The organism is Jiangella aurantiaca, from assembly GCF_004349105.1.
In the GTDB taxonomy this organism is placed as follows: domain Bacteria; phylum Actinomycetota; class Actinomycetes; order Jiangellales; family Jiangellaceae; genus Jiangella; species Jiangella aurantiaca.
In genome coordinates, this window is the sequence record NZ_SMLB01000002.1 from 106,722 (window position 1) to 124,394 (window position 17,673).

At 70.5% G+C, this 17,673-nt stretch carries 13 protein-coding genes; 1 reads left to right on the forward strand and 12 read right to left on the reverse strand.

Annotation, left to right across the window (positions count from 1 at the left end):
• Nucleotides 1–49 precede the first annotated feature (49 nt).
• Genes E1262_RS01840 through E1262_RS01895 form a run of 12 tightly spaced genes read right to left on the reverse strand, consistent with a single transcriptional unit; the run spans nt 50 to nt 14,892 of the window.
• On the reverse strand, nt 50–967 hold the full coding sequence (locus tag E1262_RS01840) for a DUF6807 domain-containing protein (protein WP_132101342.1): 918 nt from the start codon (nt 965–967) through the stop codon (nt 50–52).
• Nucleotides 964–2,064 (reverse strand): Gfo/Idh/MocA family protein, encoded by a 1,101-nt coding sequence (locus tag E1262_RS01845; protein ID WP_203453449.1) that lies wholly within the window; start codon nt 2,062–2,064, stop codon nt 964–966. Before E1262_RS01845 ends, E1262_RS01840 begins: the two co-directional genes overlap by 4 nt.
• Nucleotides 2,057–3,898, reverse strand: coding sequence for a hypothetical protein (locus tag E1262_RS01850; RefSeq protein ID WP_132101343.1), 1,842 nt, complete (start codon nt 3,896–3,898; stop codon nt 2,057–2,059). Before E1262_RS01850 ends, E1262_RS01845 begins: the two co-directional genes overlap by 8 nt.
• Complete coding sequence (locus E1262_RS01855) at nt 3,880–5,562, reverse strand: WD40/YVTN/BNR-like repeat-containing protein (RefSeq protein ID WP_132101344.1); 1,683 nt, start codon at nt 5,560–5,562, stop codon at nt 3,880–3,882. The genes E1262_RS01850 and E1262_RS01855 overlap by 19 nt, the downstream gene beginning before the upstream one ends.
• The gene (locus tag E1262_RS01860; RefSeq protein ID WP_162605722.1) at nt 5,559–7,160 is read right to left on the reverse strand and encodes a TCP-1/cpn60 chaperonin family protein; all 1,602 of its coding nucleotides are present in this window, start codon (nt 7,158–7,160) and stop codon (nt 5,559–5,561) included. Before E1262_RS01860 ends, E1262_RS01855 begins: the two co-directional genes overlap by 4 nt.
• A complete protein-coding gene (locus E1262_RS01865) occupies nt 7,153–8,220 on the reverse strand; it encodes an ABC transporter ATP-binding protein (protein WP_132101346.1) in 1,068 nt (355 codons plus the stop codon). The genes E1262_RS01860 and E1262_RS01865 overlap by 8 nt, the downstream gene beginning before the upstream one ends.
• Entirely contained in the window at nt 8,213–8,899 is a 687-nt protein-coding gene (locus E1262_RS01870) for a hypothetical protein (protein WP_132101347.1), read from the reverse strand. The genes E1262_RS01865 and E1262_RS01870 overlap by 8 nt, the downstream gene beginning before the upstream one ends.
• Before the next feature lie 3 nt (nt 8,900–8,902).
• Nucleotides 8,903–10,036: an ABC transporter ATP-binding protein gene (locus E1262_RS01875; RefSeq protein WP_132101348.1), complete on the reverse strand. Its 1,134-nt coding sequence runs from the start codon at nt 10,034–10,036 to the stop codon at nt 8,903–8,905.
• Between the two features lie 50 nt (nt 10,037–10,086).
• Entirely contained in the window at nt 10,087–11,208 is a 1,122-nt protein-coding gene (locus E1262_RS01880; protein WP_132101349.1) for an ABC transporter ATP-binding protein, read from the reverse strand.
• 11 nt (nt 11,209–11,219) lie between these two features.
• Complete coding sequence (locus tag E1262_RS01885; RefSeq protein ID WP_132101350.1) at nt 11,220–12,239, reverse strand: carbohydrate ABC transporter permease; 1,020 nt, start codon at nt 12,237–12,239, stop codon at nt 11,220–11,222.
• Complete coding sequence (locus E1262_RS01890) at nt 12,239–13,213, reverse strand: carbohydrate ABC transporter permease (protein WP_132101351.1); 975 nt, start codon at nt 13,211–13,213, stop codon at nt 12,239–12,241. The genes E1262_RS01885 and E1262_RS01890 overlap by 1 nt, the downstream gene beginning before the upstream one ends.
• An 11-nt stretch (nt 13,214–13,224) precedes the next feature.
• Nucleotides 13,225–14,892, reverse strand: coding sequence for an ABC transporter substrate-binding protein (locus E1262_RS01895; RefSeq protein WP_162605723.1), 1,668 nt, complete (start codon nt 14,890–14,892; stop codon nt 13,225–13,227).
• A 309-nt stretch (nt 14,893–15,201) separates the two neighbouring features.
• Between E1262_RS01895 and E1262_RS01900 the strand changes: the two genes are divergently transcribed.
• Entirely contained in the window at nt 15,202–17,670 is a 2,469-nt protein-coding gene (locus E1262_RS01900; protein WP_132101353.1) for a family 16 glycosylhydrolase, read from the forward strand.
• Nucleotides 17,671–17,673 lie beyond the last annotated feature (3 nt).

Sequence of the window (17,673 nt, forward strand, 5' to 3'; positions counted from 1 at the left end):
CTGGGCCGATGGGTGTCGCCAGTCAGCGGAGGCTGTGGCGTGCCGGTGATCATGAGCCGATCCGCGCGGACACCCATGCGTCGACCCGCGCGTGATCCCAGGCGCCGTCGGCGACGGCCACCTGGTACGCCCGGCGCGTGGTGGCGCCGGGCGCGAGCGCGAACGTCTCGTGGAAGGCCCATGACGGGTTGACGGCGGCGAACTCCGTGGCACGGACGAACCAAGTGCCCGGTACGTCCCGGTCGTCGACGAAAACCAGCGTCGAACTGCGGTCGACCTCGTCGTGGTGCCCGACGAACGCCAGCCAGGGCGCCTCCGTCGCGGCGGTGCCGCGGAACTCGTCGGCGTCGGCCTCACCTCGCGGACCGAGCACCTGGCCGCCGGTGAACGACCTCGGGCCCCGCCAGAACAGCCCGGCGTACCCGGCGTTCGGCCGGCCGTGGGTGGTGGGGCTGCCGAACACGAGCGGCTCGGCGGTCGCGTTCGTGATCTCCGACGTCCATGCCAGGGTCCAGCTGCCCGCTGCCTCGTCGACGTCGCCGAACACCAGCGCCCGGCGTTCCGTGCACAGCCGGTCGCCGGCCGCGGTGGTCCAGGTCAGGTCCTGCCGCACCCGTACCCGCGTGTCCTCGGCGGCGACGGCAACGTCGCCGTCCGGCCGCATCGCGCCGACGTTGTCCAGCCGCACGTAGCCACGGTCCGGGACGTACGTGTTGCCGCCCCACAGGTTGTGGCCGGAGACGTCGGTGGCGGTCAGCTGCAGGCCCTTGTGCCAGCGGTGGTCATGCGGGCGGTACCCGGTCACGACGTCGCCGGCGATCGTCCGCAGCGGATGCAGGTACGGCTTCGGTGCCTCGAAGGTGTCCGGGTCCGGCGCGTAGACGTACCGCGCGATCGGCACGTCGGCGAACGAAACGGTGACGTCGGCACCGTGCGCGTGGGTGACCTGAAGTCGTCGGTCGCTCATCGAGCGCCTCCCGGCCGGCCGTCGAGCCGGTGGTAGAAGGGGTCGTCGGGCGTGATCTGCCCGCGTTTGGTGACCTCACCGGTGATCGCGGACCGGTAGACGGCGGTGACCAGTTCCAGGGCGCCGCGTCCCCCGTCGCCGCTGGTCTCCGGGCGGCGGCCGGCCCGGAGATCGGCGAGGACGGCGCGCAGCTGCGCCAGGTGGCCGCTGCGGGTGTCCGGCAACGAGTTCGCCCACGTCGCGGCCGTTGCGTCGTCGACGCCGGGTGCGGGCGTCAGCGACCAGTCCGTGTTGCCGTGGTCGTAGAGGAAGTGCACCTCGATGGTCGCCCGCTCGGCGTCCACCCGGATGTGGCTGCGCTGGCGGGGCGACACGGCACTGGTGGTGACGGAGGCCAGGGCGCCGTTCTCGAACCGGACAGCGGCCGCGCTCACGTCGCCGGTCTCGACGTCCCGGCCGGTCGACGCGGTCAACGCGGCCACCTCCTGCCAGGGACCGAGGAGCATCAGCAGCAGGTCGATCTGGTGGATGCCCAGCGCCATCAGCGGGCCGCCGTCGCCGGTGAACGATCCGCGCCACGACTCGGAGAAGTAGGCGTCGTCGCGAAACCACGACGTGTCGCAGTGGGCGAACAGCGGCCGCCCCACCGCCCCCGACGACAGCAGCTCCCGCGCGTGCCGGGCGCCGGAGCCGAACCGCTGCTGGAACACGATCGGAGCGTAGGGGCCGCCGTCCCGCTCGCCCGCCACCATGGCGTCGAACTGCGCCAGCGACAGCGTCGGCGGCTTCTCGCACCAGGCCCAGGCGCCGGACTCCAGGACGGCGGCGACCTGGTCCCTGTGCAGGTGGGGTGGCGTGCACAGGACGACAAGTTCCGGATCCTCGTCGACGAGCATCCGGTCCAGGGCGGTATAGCGCCCCGGGATGTCCCACGCGGAGGCGACCTGACCCAGGCGCTCCGGATCGACGTCGACCAGCGCGACGACCTCGGCGGCAGGCCCGACGTCGCGGAACGCCGGGAGGTGCCGGAGGTCCGCGATGAGCCCGGCGCCGACGAGCGCGACCCGGATCGAATCCCCTGGTGTCGTCTCAGCCACGTGCTTCCGCCCTTTCTCGAGTGATCGGTACGCCGTCGACGAGCCCCTGGTACGTGGCGGCGTGGTCCTGGGTCGTGCCGACCGCGGTCCGGGCGCGCAGGTCCAGTCGTCGTCCCGGCGTCCACGTCAGCCGCACACAGTCGTCGGTCAGTCGTTCGAGCCGGGCTCGTGGTGTGGGCGCGTTCGTGGCAGCGTCGTCGACGTGCTCGACCACCGTGACCGTGCCGGCCGCCCACACCGCACCGGCGCGAGAGAGATCGACGTCCACCGGTTCCGGCGCGTCGAGGAGGTCGAGGTCGACGAGCAGCCGGCCGGCGTCGTCCACCCGGATCCGGCCCCGTGGCGGCTCGCTGCCGGCTGGCCGGCCGCCGAACTCCGCGCCCGAGAACCGCAGCACGACGGTCACGTCGCCACTGCGGACGGCCACCTCGTCGTCGAGCGTGAACCCCTCGCTGGGCCCGGCCACCCGGCCGCCGACGGTGACCACCGGATCGGCGAGGCGGCCGAACTCGATCGAGACCCGCAGCGACCGGAGGCGCGTGGGACCGGTGATCTCGTCCCGGACCACGTGGCGGTCGCCGCCTGGGCTGGCCAGGCCCACGTGCCAGAGGGCGTGCGGGCCGGACTGGACCGACGAGAACACACCGGAGACGAAGTCGTGGTCGTCCTTCGTCACCCGCAGCCGGGCGTACGACACGGGGTTCTGCCACAACGGGCCGTCGTCGCTCCGCCAGAAGCACAGGAGGTTGCGCCGCTGGAACCAGCTGTCGGCGTGGCTGACCGAGCCGAGCGTGGCCGCCGGGCCGAGCCAGGTGGTCCCGACGACATCCGGCGCGCCGGTCTCGAACAGCTCTCGGCGTTCGTCGATCACGCCCGGCCCGATGAGGGCCGCGACGACGGCCGGCGGCGGCTCCGGGCGGAGCACGACGGCGGAAGCGAGCCCGATCGCGTGGTAGGGCTGCCGGCTCCCGATGTCAGGGAGGGCGTCGAACGGCGCCCTGTAGCCGGTGGCCTGAGCGACGTACGCGTGGAGCGGCAGGTTGTCGGCCAGGTCGCTGGCATAGGCGCGCGACATCGGCCCGCCGAACTGGCCCGTAGCGGCGTGCCACCGGCTGACCAGGTGGGTCCACAGCCGGTCATGGAGGATGCACGCCAGCTCCCGAGATCGGGCATCCGCGACGTACCGCAGGATCGCCGTCATCGCAGCGCACGTGACCAGCCAGTACGTCGGGCTGTTGTACTCATGGATGCCGCGATGGTCGATCTCGGCAAAGAACCGCTCCATCCGGTCGCGTCCGTATGCCAGGAGCTCGTCGTCGGCGAGCAGCTCTCCCGCCGCGAGCGTCACGAACGTGCCCTTCGCCGCGATGTTGGTGTACGCCACGTGGACGTCGCGACGCCGGATCGCCGTGGCCGCGCGGTGTATCGCGCCGTGCACCTCGTCGAGCACGTCGGCCGGCAGTGCATCGCGATGCCGGACCGCCACATGCAGGAGCTCGTGCCCGATGAAGTCGGCCCAGTTGAGGTCCGGACGGCGCATCTGCGCCAGAGGCTCCTCGGCCACATAGCTCCAGACGCCGTAGGTCGGGGAAGTGGGATCGGCGTCTTGTGCACGGGCGACCCGCCGCAGGACTTCGGCCGCCGGGCCGCCCGTGCGGGACTCCAGGACCGCAAGGGCGTAGGCGGCGCTCTGCCGGAAGGGATGGACCCACATGTCGTCGAGCGCCGTATGAACGGAGTTGCCGTTCGGCGGAAGGCGCAGCAGCCGCTCGCCGGGGTCGTAATAGCGGTCGCCGGTCTGGCGGGCGTGAGTGATCAGCCAGCTGTCGTCCACAACTCTCCCGAGGATGTGAGGAGAACGGTCGCGGCTCCTGATGCCGCGACGTCGGCCACCTGCGCGGCGTCGAAGCCGGCGATGGGGTTCCAGGTCCTGCCGCTGTCGGCCGACTCGGCCAGCACCGTTTCAGTGAGGGCGAACAGCCGGCCGCCGGCGCCGATGAGTCTGCGCAGCCGGCCCGCCGGTCCGTCGCCGGGGCGCCACCCGCGCTCACTGCCGTACACCCATCGGCCGTCGAACGCGGCGGCCGGCGGGTCGAGGGACAGCTGCACCGACGGACGCGGCGTAGGCACGCGTCCCGAATGCGACCATGGACCGTCGACGCGGCCGCGCCACAGGTCCACGGCAGCACCGGGGGCGTCGTACGTGGCGGCCAGGACGGTATCGGCCCGGGCGGCGAGCGCGAGCACCGTCGCCGTTCCCCATGGCGACGATAGGTTCACCCAGGTGCGGCCACCGTCGGCGGAGCGGAGCAGCCGCGCACCGTCGGCGCTGGCCGCCCACCAGGATCCGTCCTCTGCCGGTGCGAGGACGTGGACGAAGCCGGCATCACCAGGTAGCACGTTCACCCATGAGCGTCCCGCGTCGGTCGACCGCGCGAGGCCCCCGGGACCCGCCGCGAGCACGACGCCGTGCGGCCCGGCGGTGACGACGGACACCGGCCGAGGCGCCGCGACCATCGGCACGCCCGCGACACACCGCACGACTCCGGCCATCGGCCCGTAGGCGAGTACCTCTGCACCGGTCACGACCAGCCTGGACACGTCGTGGACCGGAGGCGCACCGCCGCGGGGCGACCACGTCCGCCCGTCGTCACCGCTCGACACGAGACCCGAGCCTGTCCCGGCGATCAGCTCTCCCCCGGCAGCGATGGCGAGCGTGAACACCGGCTCCCGGTGCGCGCTGTCCCAGGTCTCCCCGCCGTCGGCCGAGCGCAGGATGCCGGCGTCCGTCGCGACCACCACGACATCGCCGTTCGTCTCCAGCGCCGACGGCACGGCACGAGCCGGGAGCGGGCCGCGCCGGGTCCAGGCCCGCCCGCCGTCGGAGGACACCAGTACCTCCCCGGTCTCGGCGGCGGCCCAGGCGACGTCGCCGTGCACGGCGAGCGCTGTCACGCCCAGACCGCTGGTACCGGCCACCTGCCGCCAGGCTCGGCCGGCGTTGGGTGAGGCGTGGATGCCGTCGTCGGTGCCGGCGAGCACCATGTGGTCGTCGACGAACGCCAAGGCCGACACGTCGTGGCTGGCCAGGCCGAAGCCGGCCGGCGCCCAGGTCCGGCCGTCGTCGGCGCTGCGCAGCACTCCGCTGCCCAGCGTGCCGGCGAGCGTGTTCCCGCCTGCGGCCACCAGCGACGTGACCGGTGCCGCGACGCCGTGCACGACCGCCCGCCGCCAGGTCCGGCCCCCGTCGCTCGATCGGGCGATGCCGCTGGCACCACCGGCGAGCAACACGCTACCGGCCCGGACGACGCCGGCGACCGCGCCGATCCCCGGGTCGGCAGCCGTCCACGATCCGTCTGGCGCTCCGATCGCGACCCCGCCGGCGCCGCCCACGATCACGTCACCGCTCGCGTTCGCACTCGTGGCCGGCTCGGAGAGGACGGCGAGGACGGCCGCCGGCACGTGGGCATCGGCGAGCCGTCGCCAGGCGTTCGTCATGACGCCGCCCGTCTCCGCGCAGTGACCACGGCGGCGCTGCTCACGAGCGTCGCCGTGAGACTGCCGGCGGCCTCGACCGCCCCCGTCAGAACCCCGGCCGCGTCCAGGACGCCCGCCTTGGCCATCGGCGCGAACTCGCCCTGCTGGGCGTCGAATCCCCATCCCTGGCCGAGATCGGCGATTCGCGCCAGCGCCAGGTCTGGATGCGGTGCCTCGTGCCGGCTCCGGTAGTTGTCGACCAGCTGGCGCAGCGGCGCGCTCAGGGCCGTGGCCACGAGGTCGACGCCCCATGCCTCGTCGATGCCGGCACAGCCGGAACGGGCGGCGCGGACGGCCTCGGCGCACTCGAGGAGGGCCACGCCGCCGCCCGGCACCGCCCCACCGCGCGCCGCCAGTTCGAGCACCCGCTGCGCCTTCGCGACGCGGTCCGCGCGCAACTGCCGTTCGCCCGCCGTGTATCCGCCGACGACGATCACCCCTTGGGCACCCGACAGGCGGGCGATCCGCATCCGGGCCGCCCGCCATTCGTCGGAGCCGCGTTCGATCGCCGCCGCCCGTCCGAGCAGCTGGCCGGCTCGCGCTTCGGCGCCGGCCGGCGTGCCCGCACCTCCGCTGACGGTCACGTGCCGCCGGGTGAGAACGACGAGCCGGGCCCGCCCGCAGTCAGCCGGGCGGAGCGTTCGAGGCGGTCGCCCCAGGACGTCGCCGAGCACCGTAGCGCCGGTCAAGAGTGCGAGGTCGGCGATGTCATCTGGAACCTGCCGCTCGACCGAGGCCAGCCGCATCGGGATGATCGTCGATCGCGCCCTGTTGCCGAGCACGGCGGCCTTCGCCGCGCTCTCGATCCCGCGCACGACCAGCAGCAGCGGCCGCCGCGACGCCAGCGCGTGTTCCAGCGCCGGTACGACGTCCTCGACCGCCGTGAGCGTTGCGTCCGCGACCACGATCTCCGGGTCCCGGAGCGCCACGTCTGTCGATCCGTCCGGCACCACCTCGCGGAACGCCGGCTTGGCGCGCCACCTCGCGCCGTCGACGTACCCGCGCTCGACACCGGGTGTGGAGCGTTCCTCGACGATCAAACCGGCCCGCTCGCCGAGCAGACCGAACAGCTCGGCGAGCACCTCGCTCACCTCGCTGTCGTGACACGCTCCGGCCGCGAGCCGGCGCAGGTCGTCGTCACTGCTGACGGCCGTGGCCGTGGCGGTGAGCGCCGCACTTGCCGCCGTCACGCCGCGTTCGATGCCACGACGCAGCGACACCGGATGTGCGCCGGCCACGACCAGCCGGCTCGCCTGGGCCACCATCGAGCGGGCCAGCACCGCCACGGTCGCCGCGCCGTCGCCGTACCGTCGGCGGGTGGCCAGGCACGTGTCACGCAGGGCCATCACCCCGGCGTGCCCGCGCCGGTCGGGCAGGCCGGTGATCCGGCGGGCCAGCAGTCCGCCGTCCTCGACGACCTCCGGCAGCGCCCGGCCGCTGTCGAGGAGCACCGTGCCGGCGACCGGGCCGTAGGTGCGGGCCAGCACCGCACCCAGCGTCTCGACTCCGGCCGCGAGTGACGCGACGGCGGCCGCCCCGCCGTCCCGGAGCTCACGCACGCGGGATCGCCTGCTCGGTGACCGGGTCGAAGAGATGAACGTGACCGTCGACGTCGAACGCCACCGGATCACCGGGTCCGATCGGCAGGTCGTCCTCGAGCACCGCCGTCACCTCGGTCCCGTCACCCGTGGTGAACCGGACGATCTGCTCGACGAAGCCCTCCTCGACGTCGACCACGGTTCCGGACAACGCCGCGGACGCGGTGTGTGCCGGCCGCATCGACTCGGGCCGGAACCCGACGATGACCCGGCCGGATCCGGAGCGGGCGACCCGCTCGATCGGCACCTCGACGCCGGAGGCGCGGGCCACGCCGCCATCGAGCGCCGCCGGAACCAGGTTCATCGGCGGGCTGCCCACGAAACGCGCCACGAAGGTGTTCGCCGGCGCCGACAGCAGCTCGTCGGGCGTGCTGACCTGCTGCACCCGCCCATGCGACATCACCGCTACCAGGTCGGCCATGGCAAAGGCCTCGCTCTGGTCGTGGGTGACGTAGACACTGGGCCGCTTCTTCTCGCGGTGCACCGCGACGATGTCGCGCCGGGCGTGATGGCGCAGCTTCGGGTCGAGGTTGGACAGCGGTTCGTCGAACAGGTAGGCGTCGGCGTCCTTGACCATGGCCCTGGCCAGAGCCACTCGCTGCTGCTCGCCGCCGGACAGGTCCTGGGTCGACCGGCCCAGCATCTCGCCGAGGCCGAGCTTGCCGGCCGCCTCCACCACGCGCCGCTGGATCTCGTCCTTCGGCAGGCCGCCGCGAGACTCCAGGCCGTAGGCGATGTTGCCGCGGACGTCCATGGCCGGATACAGGCCGTAGTCCTGGAAGACCATGCCGAGGTTGCGCTGGCGCGGCGGCAGTGTATGGATCTCCCGTCCGTCGAGCAGGATCTGGCCGGCGTCCGGCCGCTCCAGCCCGCAGATCAGGCGCAGGAGGGTCGACTTCCCGCTGCCGGACGTGCCGAGGATGACGAAGAGCTCACCCGTGGCGACGGTGAAGCTGACGTCGTCGACCGCCTGATGACCGCCGAGCCGCTTCGAAACGCCCCGGACCTCGAGCTCACCCATCCATGCCTCCCGCGTGATCGACCAGGTTCGTGTGGAGCAACCCCAGCACCGCCGGCACCGCCAGAGCCATGCCCGCGATCGTCAGCACACCGATGGCGACGAACACCAGCGTGACGAGGCCGACCCCCGCCGCCAGAGCCGGGGAGCGCCAGGCCAGCAGCAGCGATCCCCGCAGCACACCGACGGTGCTCGCGTCGGGCACCCGGGCCAGCAACGGACCCCAGAACATCGACGCCGTGAGCGCCAGCAGCGTCGCGACCTGCGCCACCACCGCGGCGACGGGGTGCAGACCGGTCGCGAAGATCGCGGTCAGCACCAGCGCGGTGACGGCCCCGTACAGCGGGCCCAGGACGCGCAGGCTCGTCAGCCAGCTCGATCGCACCGCGTCGATCGCCGCGCGTACACCCACCTCGTCGCCGTCCAGGGCCGTGGCCGCGAGCCGGTACAGCGCACCGGTCGCGGGCACCACGGCCAGGCTCGACACGACGAACATGACCGCCCGCACCCCAGCCGGCAGCCCGGGCAGCGCGAACGCCGCCGCCGCCGGCGCCAGCGTGACGGCCCAGGCAAGGCTCACCCCGACCATCCGCTCGACCTGCTCGCCGAACACCGCCAGGGCACCGATCACCGGCCCGCGGTGGTTCTCGCGGACGATGCCGGCGTCGTCGAAGAACGGCATGGCCTACGCAGCCCGCGCGTCCACGAGCACGGAGCGCTCGGTCACCGCGTCGAACAGGTGCACCTTTTCCAGGTCGACGGCGAGGGGCACCTCCTGGCCGACGAAGCGGTCCGGCAGCCGGGCGCCGAAGCTGGCGGCGACGTCGAGATCACCGGCCGGACCCGGCATCGTCGCGTAGACCGTCGAGCCCGCCGTCGTCGGCTCGACCAGGTCGACCCGCGCCGTCATCGTGTTGTGCTCGCCGACCTCGAACGGCGCCTGCCGCGGCGGATGCAGGTCCTCGGGCCGGATTCCGGCGGTGATCGGCCCGCCCACGTGGCCGGCCAGGGCCCTTGCCCTGGACGGCGGCAACCGCAGCGAGAACGCCGGAGCCTCGAGCCACACGTCCTCGACCTCGGCGCGCAGCGTGGCCTGGAACAGGTTGATGCTCGGGGTGCCGATGAAGTACGCCACGAACGTGCTGACCGGGTTCTCGTACAGCTCCCTGGGCGTGCCCACCTGCTCGATCCTCCCCGAGCGCATCACAGCCATCCTGTCGGCCATCGACATCGCCTCGGACTGGTCGTGCGTGACGTAGACCGTCGGCTTCCGCTGCCGCTGGTGCAGGGCGAGGATGTCCTCGCGGGCCTGGTGCCGAAGCTGGGCGTCGAGGTTGGACAGCGGTTCGTCGTACAGGTACGCCTGCGCGTCGCGCACCAGCGCCCGGGCGAGCGCCACCCGCTGCCGCTCGCCGCCGGACAACTGCCGCGGTTTGCGGCGCAGCAGGTGCTCGATCCGGAACGTCGCCGCCGCGTCGGGCACTCTCTGCCTGATCACCGACGAGGCCAACCGCCGCGACCGCAGTCCGTAGGCGATGTTCTCGTGCACCGACAGGTGCGGGAAGATCGCGTAGTCCTGGAACACCATCGCGATGTCGCGGTCGCGTGGCCGGGTCTCGTTGACGACGACGGAGTTCATCCGCAGCTCGCCGTCGTCGATCGACTCCAGGCCGGCGATCATCCGCAGCGTGGTGGTCTTGCCGCAGCCGGACGGACCGACCAGGACGAAGAACTCGCTCTCGCCCACCTCGAAGTCGACGCCGTCGACGGCGGCCTTGTCCCCGAACCGCTTGGTCAGCCGGGAGGCGGTGATGGTCACGTCCTACTCCTTCAAGCCGTTTCAAAAGTCGGGTGGCCGGGAGAACACTGTCAGAAGAACTCGGGCGCTCCGGGCGTGTGCAGCGCGTGCTCGCCGTCGGCGGCGAAGAACGTGGCGGCCTCCCAGTCGGGCGTGAGCCACAGCACGTCGCCTGCGGTCCCGGCCGGCGCGACGACGGTCACCCGCGCACCCGACACCGTCCCGTGCGCCAGGGTCAGCCGCTCGGCGGGCACGGACTCGATGCGGTCGACGGCCATCCGGGCACCGCCGCCGGACTCCGCGCCGGCGAATCGCCAGGCCTCCGGCCGCACCCCGATCCGTACCGGGCCCGGCTCCAGCCGGTCCGCGAGCACGGCCGGGAGCGGCCAGGCGGCCTCGCCGAACCGGACCGTGCGATCGGCGACGGTCGCCGGCAGCACGGCCAGGGGGCGGCTGCCGAAGAACGTGGCGACGAACAGGTTCACCGGCGAGTAGTACAGCTCGTCGAACGTGCCGATCTGGACCACCCGGCCGGCTCGCATCAGCGCGATCCGGTCCCCCATGAAGACCGCCTCCTGCTGGTCGTGCGTCACGAACATCGTCGTGATGCCGTACCGCTTGAGCAGCTTCGCCATCTCCATGCGCGTGCTCTCGCGCAGCTTCGCGTCGAGGTTGACGATCGGCTCGTCCATCAGGAACAGCGTGGGGTCGCGGACGATACAGCGAGCGATCGCCACCCGCTGCTGCTCGCCACCCGACAACGTGGTCGTCTGCTGCCCGAGCAGCAGCTCGAACCCGACGCCCATGATGTCGGCGATCTCCTTCGCCCGCGCCCGTGCCTCGTCCTCGGTGCGGCGGTGGACGTCGAAGTAGTACTTGAGGTTCCCGGCGCCCTTCATGGTCGGATACAGCGCGTAGTCCTGGAACACCATGCCGATGCCGCGGTCCTGCGGTGCGACGTCGGCGACGTCGTGCTCGTCGTAGTGGACGGTGCCGCAGTCGGCCGTCTCCAGGCCCGCGACCAGCCGCAGCAGCGTGCTCTTGCCGCAGCCGGACGGCCCGACGACGCTGACCGTCTCGCCGTCGGCGATGTCGAGGCTGATGTGGTCCAGCGCCGGCGGCTCGTCCGAGGCGACCCGCAGGCTGCCCTCGCGCAGGTACCGCTTGGTGACGTCAGCCAGCCGGATCCTCATCTCTCACCCCCTTACTTCAGTCCGCGGATCTTGATACCACGCAGCAGGTACTCGCGGCAGACGAGGAACGCGATGAAGATCGGGATCGACTGCAGGATGGCCAGCACCATCATCCCGTTCCACGTCAGGCCGGAGTTGAGCAAGTCGCTCATCCCCTCCGCCTGGGCGGCCGCGCCGCCGCCCGTCGTGCCCTTCGTGCTCAGCCGGTCGATCAGCTGATAGGTCGCCACGGACATCGTCACCTTGTCCGGGCTCTGCAGTGTGACCAGCTGCCACAAGAAGTTGTCCCACACCGAGCCGAAGCTCATGTAGGCGGTGACCGCGAACACGGGCACCGCCATCGGCATCACGATGCGGCGGAAGATGTTCAGTTCCGAGCCGCCGTCGACGCGGGCGGCATTGATCACCGAGTCGGGGATGGTGTCGAAGAACCCTTTGAACAGCAGGAAGTTGAACGGCACGAAGATGGCCGGCAGGATCACCGCCCACGGTGTGTCCCACAGTCGCAGCGTGGGGAACTCCGAGTCGGTTCCCGGAATCGTCGGCGCGTCCGGCAACGTGAACGGGAAGTTGAGCGTGAGCAGGTACATCGGCACCAGCGTCACGACGAACGGCACCATCATCGTCCCGATGAAGAACAGGAACGACAGCCGCGCACTGCGCCCGCTCTGCAATTTGCTGTTGGCATAGGCCGCCAGCGCCGTCACCGGGAGTCCGAGCCCGACGGCGAGCAGGGTGATGAACGCCGAGTTGACGAAATAGACCCAGAACGGCTCCTGCACCAGCTGGACGATCTCGGCGTTGTCGCCGATCTGCAGGACGAGCTTCCAGGCGTCCAGGGTGATCGCGGACGGGATGAAGGTCGGCGGCGTGCTGACCACCTCGGCGCCTGGCTTCAGCGAGGTGCTGACGATGTAGTAGAAGGGCAGCAGGTGCAGGAGCACGCCGAGGCCGAGGAACGCGGCGATGGCGGCGCGGCTGAGCCGGAGCTTCGGTTGCCGCATCCCGACCTTCGGGAGCAGGGCCGCCATCAGTGGTCACCCTTTCGTGTCACGAGCTCGCGCAGACTCCGTCGCGGCGGCGCGTCCGGATCCTCGCGAATCGCGAACCGCATGACGGCGACGACGAGCATGATCAGTGCGAACAGCAGAATCGACAACGCGGTCGCATCGGCGTACCGGAGCTGGTTCAAGATGTCGTAGACGTACATGACCGCCGTCCGGCTGGCCCCGCCAGGGCCTCCGTCGGTCATGAGCATCGGCCACTCGAACTGCTGCAGGTTCCCGATGACCGCGAACATCAGCATCATCAGGATCACCGGCCGCATGCGGGGCAGCGAGATCGTCCAGATCTTGCGCCAGAAGCCCGCACCCTCGATCTCGGCCGCCTCGTAGTACGAGGTCGGCACGCTCTGGAGCGTGGCCAGATAGATCAGGCCCGGCCCGTACAGCACCAACCCTGGAATGACCAGCCAGAACAACACCTGATCGCTGCTGTTGAGGAACGGCTGGCGGTCGAACCCGAGACCGGTCGCGATGCTCTGAAGCAACCCGTAGTCGGTGTTGTACACATAGCGCCACAAGATCGCGGTGCCCACCGAGCTCAGCGGCAGGAACCAGAGGAGCATCATCCAGCGCATGGTCCGCCGCGGCATCTCCATGAGCAGGATGGCGACCAGGATCGGCACGACGAACGTCAGCACGATCGACAGGACCGCGAAGATGATCGAGACCCGGAACGCCTGCGCGACCAGCGGGTCGTTGATCATCCGCTCGTAGCTCTCGAAGCCGGTGAACGTGACGTCGCCACGCAGCCGCGCGTCGGTGAAGCTGAGGACGAAGGACGTGGCCAGCGGATACCAGCCCCACACGAGGTTCAGCAGCACGGCGGGGGCGAGGAAGATCCACAGCTGGCGACGCCGACGGCGCGAGCGGCTCGGCGTCGCCGGCGGCTGGGCACCGTCCTCGGCCGCGGTGGCGTCGGCGACGGCGGTGTCGGTGGTCATGATCGCGCGCCTCAGCCCAGAGCCGGCCGGACGTGCTCCTCCAGCCACGGCTTGAACGTGTCCCGGTGGAAGTCCGGCGCGTTCTCCTCCCAGTGCGCCGAGAGCGCGTCGTAGTACTCGCTCGCTCCGGCCGCGAAGTCGTCCCACGACACGCTGGAGGAGAAGCTGGCCGCCTGCTGGTTGCGCACGTCGCTGAGGGTGTCCAGGTCCGCGGCGACGTCAGGTTCCGACGGCTCGTACCACCACTTCGACATGGCGTCGTTCAGGGCCTCGTCGCCAGGGCCGGGATTGGACTCGACCGGGACGAACCAGCCGGGATCGGGACGCTGGGTCAGCTCGGCGATCTCCTGCACCGAGGCGGCGATCTTCTCGCCCCAGCCCTCCGCTAGCGATCCCGGCAGGCCGTCGATGACCTCGGTGAACACCGGGTACGCACGGGCGCCCTGCCACACCGACCGCAGATCCTGTGCCGCGTCGTACTGCGCCTGGCCCCGGCTCACCTGGCCCTCGGTGTTCATGTACATGTGCAGGCTGAACGCCGCGACCAGCTCGTCGTCGCCGAGCTCGGGGTCGAAGGCGACGGACTGGAGGATGTTCTCGCACGAACTCGGGCTGGCGTGGCCGTTCAGTCCGGCCGGGAGCGCCACGATGCCGGTGACATCGTCCAGCGGAAGGCCGACGCTGTCGGACAGTGCGACCGGTCCGTCCTCGGCGTCCGGCCCCTGGAGGAGCATGTCGATCGAATTGATGTGCATGGCGATCTCGCCACGGTTGAAGGCGTGCCGCGGCGCCCACGGGTCGTCGCCGGTACCGATGTCGGCCAGCGCGGACTCGTCCTCGAAGATGATGCCGCGTAGGTTCGCGACGGCCTCGGCATGGGAGTCGGCGTCGATGCCGTAGTCGTAGCGCCACCACCAGGGTCCGTCTGGGTTGGGCAGTCGCCCGAGCACGTCGGCGCCCTCCGCCGTCTTGAACGCGGCGTTCATCGGCGAGGTGCGCAGCATGATGCCCTTGCGGCCGTCGGCGGTCAGCGCCTTCGCCAGCGCCCGCAGGTCGGCCCACGTCCAGCCGAGCTGGGGCTGAGGCAGGCCGAGCTGGTCGACGAGGTCACGCCGGTAGTGCACGACCTCGCCGATGCTGAACGTCAGGGGCGCTCCGAAGTAGCGGCCGTCGATCGCCCAGTTGCGCTCCCAGACCAGACGCGCGGCGTCGGTCATCCTGCCGACGACGTCGAACGACGCCACGAGATCGGTGGTGTCGGCGGCGAGCTGCTGCGCGAAGGCCTGCTTGATGCCCTCGTTGTTCCACCCGCCGATGACGTTGGCGTAGTAGATGGCCGGCGCGGTGCCGCCGGCGATGGCCGTGACCATCGCGTCCTTGTTCCAGACGTCGACGTTGGCGGCTTCGAGCTTCACGGCCGGGTTCTCGTCCAGCCATGCCTGCAGGGTGTCCGCGTAGATCTTGTTGGAGGGGTTCTCGGCTTGAGCCGTCTCGTCCGGGACGGCCTTGTACGGACCGGCGTCGCTGACCACCAGGGTGGCCTCGGCCAGTTCGGTCGGCAGCGGCTCGGGGCCGCCGCTGGGATCGTCGTCGTCCGCCGAACAGGCGGCCAGGCCGACGACGCCGGTTCCGACGATGCCGAGGGCCGCCGAGGCACGCAGGAAGGACCGTCGCGTCACGATGGGGGCTGCGTTGCTGCCTGGAGCCCGGGGTGTCCGGATGGTCATAGGTACTCCTCGCTCCTCAATGAGCCGTAGGAATGATGCCAGGGAGACCGAGGCGTCTGCTTCGGCTACGAGACTTCCTTCAAGCCATAATTGAAGACTCGTCGTTTCGGCGATGTCAAGAGTTTCCCCCTTGTTACATCTCTTCATTCAAGGCATAGTCGAAGTCGCGCGTTCATCTCCCGGCAACCGGAGAGGAGGTCGCACACTACCCCGGCAGGTCATATCCGATCGATCCGCTGCGAACGGAAAGGGACTCGAGCCATGCGACTCAGACTCGGCCTGGCTGCGACCGTGCTCGCCGCTCTGGCCGCCTCCGCACTCGTGACAGCTCCGTCATCCGCACAATCAGCACCGGCCGCCGCCCAGGAGAACCTCATCGTCAACGGGGACTTCGCCGAAGGCGTCGCACCCTGGACCGCCACCGCCGGCGTCGGACTGGAGGTCGTCGACGGCCAGTTGTGCGCGGCGATCCCCGGCGGCACGGCGTGGCCCGGCGAACTGATCGTCAACCAGGGTGACCTCGCCCTGACGGCCGGCGAGAACTACACGCTGACCTTCACCGCCCGGGCCAGCCGCACGCTGTACACCCAGCCCGTGGTCCGCTCCACCACCGCGGGCTCCGCCGACTTCGCCAAGCGCATCCAGCTCACCACCACGGCCCAGACGCTCTCGTTCGTCTTCACGGCCAACGCCACCGGCACCGCCGGATACTTCCGGTTCAACGCCGGGGGTCATGCTCAGCCGTGGACCCTGTGCATGGACGACGTCTCGCTGACCGGTGGCGCGGGCGCGCCGCCACCCGACCTCGGCCCGGACTCGTTCGTCGACGAGTTCGACACCGGCGTCGACAACGTGTTCTGGTACACCCCCGACGGGTACAACAACGGCTCGCATCAGAACTGCCAGTTCAACGCCGCGAACGTCGCGACCTCGAGCGGCGTCCTCACGTTGTCGCTCGACGACACCCCATACGGGGACCGAAGCTACTCGTGCGGCGCGATCCAGACCAGCGAGCGCTACGGCTACGGCACGTACGAGACCCGGATGCAGGCCGGGCGGGCCAGCGGCACGAACTCGTCGCTGTTCAGCTACATCGGCCCGTACAACGGCTATCCGCACGACGAGATCGACTTCGAGGTGCTCGGCAAGGACCCCACCAACGTCGACCTCAACTCGTGGGTCAACGGGAGCAGCCGCGGGCCCTGGGTCAAGGACATCGGCTACGACACCAGCACGCAGTGGGTGGACTTCGCCTGGATCTGGGAACCGGACCGGCTGCGCTTCTACATCAACGGCCAGCTCGTCGAGGACGTCACCGACCCCGCGGACATCCCGACCAACCGCCAGCAAGTCTTCACGATGATCTGGGGATCGGACACCCTTACCGGCTGGATGGGCGAGTTCGTCTACCCGGGCGCACCGGTCACCGCCGAGTACGAGTACGTCGCGTTCACCCGGGCCGGCGACGAGTGCCAGTTCGCGACGTCGGTCGCCTGCGACGTCGACGTCCCACCGGTGACCGACTCGTTCGTCGACGACTTCGACACGCTGAACACGTCACGGTGGGCCGTGTCGCACGGCTGGAACAACGGCACCGTCATGAACTGCATCTGGGACCGCGCGCAGGTCGTCGCCAGCGGCGGCGCGCTCAACCTGTCGTTCGCGAAGAAGACCATCGGCGACCGCCAGTACGCGTGTTCCGAGGTCCAGCATCGCGAGAAGCTGGGCTACGGCGTGTACGAGGCGCGGGTGAAGGGCGTTGCCGGATCCGGGTTGATGTCGTCGTTCTTCTCCTGGGTCGGCGCCGGTACCTCGTCGCCCGAAGAGGCGATCGACTTCATCAAGCTGCTCGGCGTAGACACCGGCAGGGTCAAGTTCGACACCTGGATCAACGCGCAGACGCAAGCGGCCGTGTTCCGTGATCTGCCGGTACCGTTCGACCAGGGGTACATCGACTACGGCGTGGACTGGTCGGCCACCAGGCTCGACTTCTACGTCAACGGTCAGCTCGTCTACTCGATCACCGATCCGGCCAAGATCCCTGACCGGGAGACGAACATGTTCCTCAACATCTGGGGCAGCGAGACCACCCCGGAGATGGGGACGTTCGAGGACCCGGGCGGCACGGTGACGTTCCAGGTGGACCGGGTCGCCTACACCGCGCCGGGCGACGACTGCCAGTTCACCGGGTCCATCGCCTGCGCCTCCACCGCGCTGCTCACCGCCGACTTCGAGACCGGCACGACTACCGGCTGGACCACCGTCGGTGGTACCTGGAACACCACGCCCGACGAGGGCAGCCTGGTCTACCGGCAGACCAGCACGTCCGGCGAGGCGATCGCCCACACCGGCGACGCGACGTGGCAGGACTACGCCGTCGAGCTACGGGCCAAGGTGAAGACGGCCAACGGGAACGCCGGCGTCCTGTTCCGCTACGCCGACGCCGGCAACTTCTACATGTACCGGCTGAACGCCTCGAGCCAGCGAGCAGAGCTGTACAAGCGAGTGGACGGAACCTTCACGTTGGTCGCAAGCCAGCCCATGACCGTCTATGTAGACCGGTTCTACGACCTGCGGGTGGAGATCACCGGCGAGCACGTCGACGCGTTCGTCGACGACATCCAGCGGATCAACTGGACGAACCCGGTCGACCAGCTGAACGCCGGACGCATCGGCCTGCGCACGTACTCGTCCGGCGCGCACTTCGACGACATCGTCGTGAGCTCGTAGCGA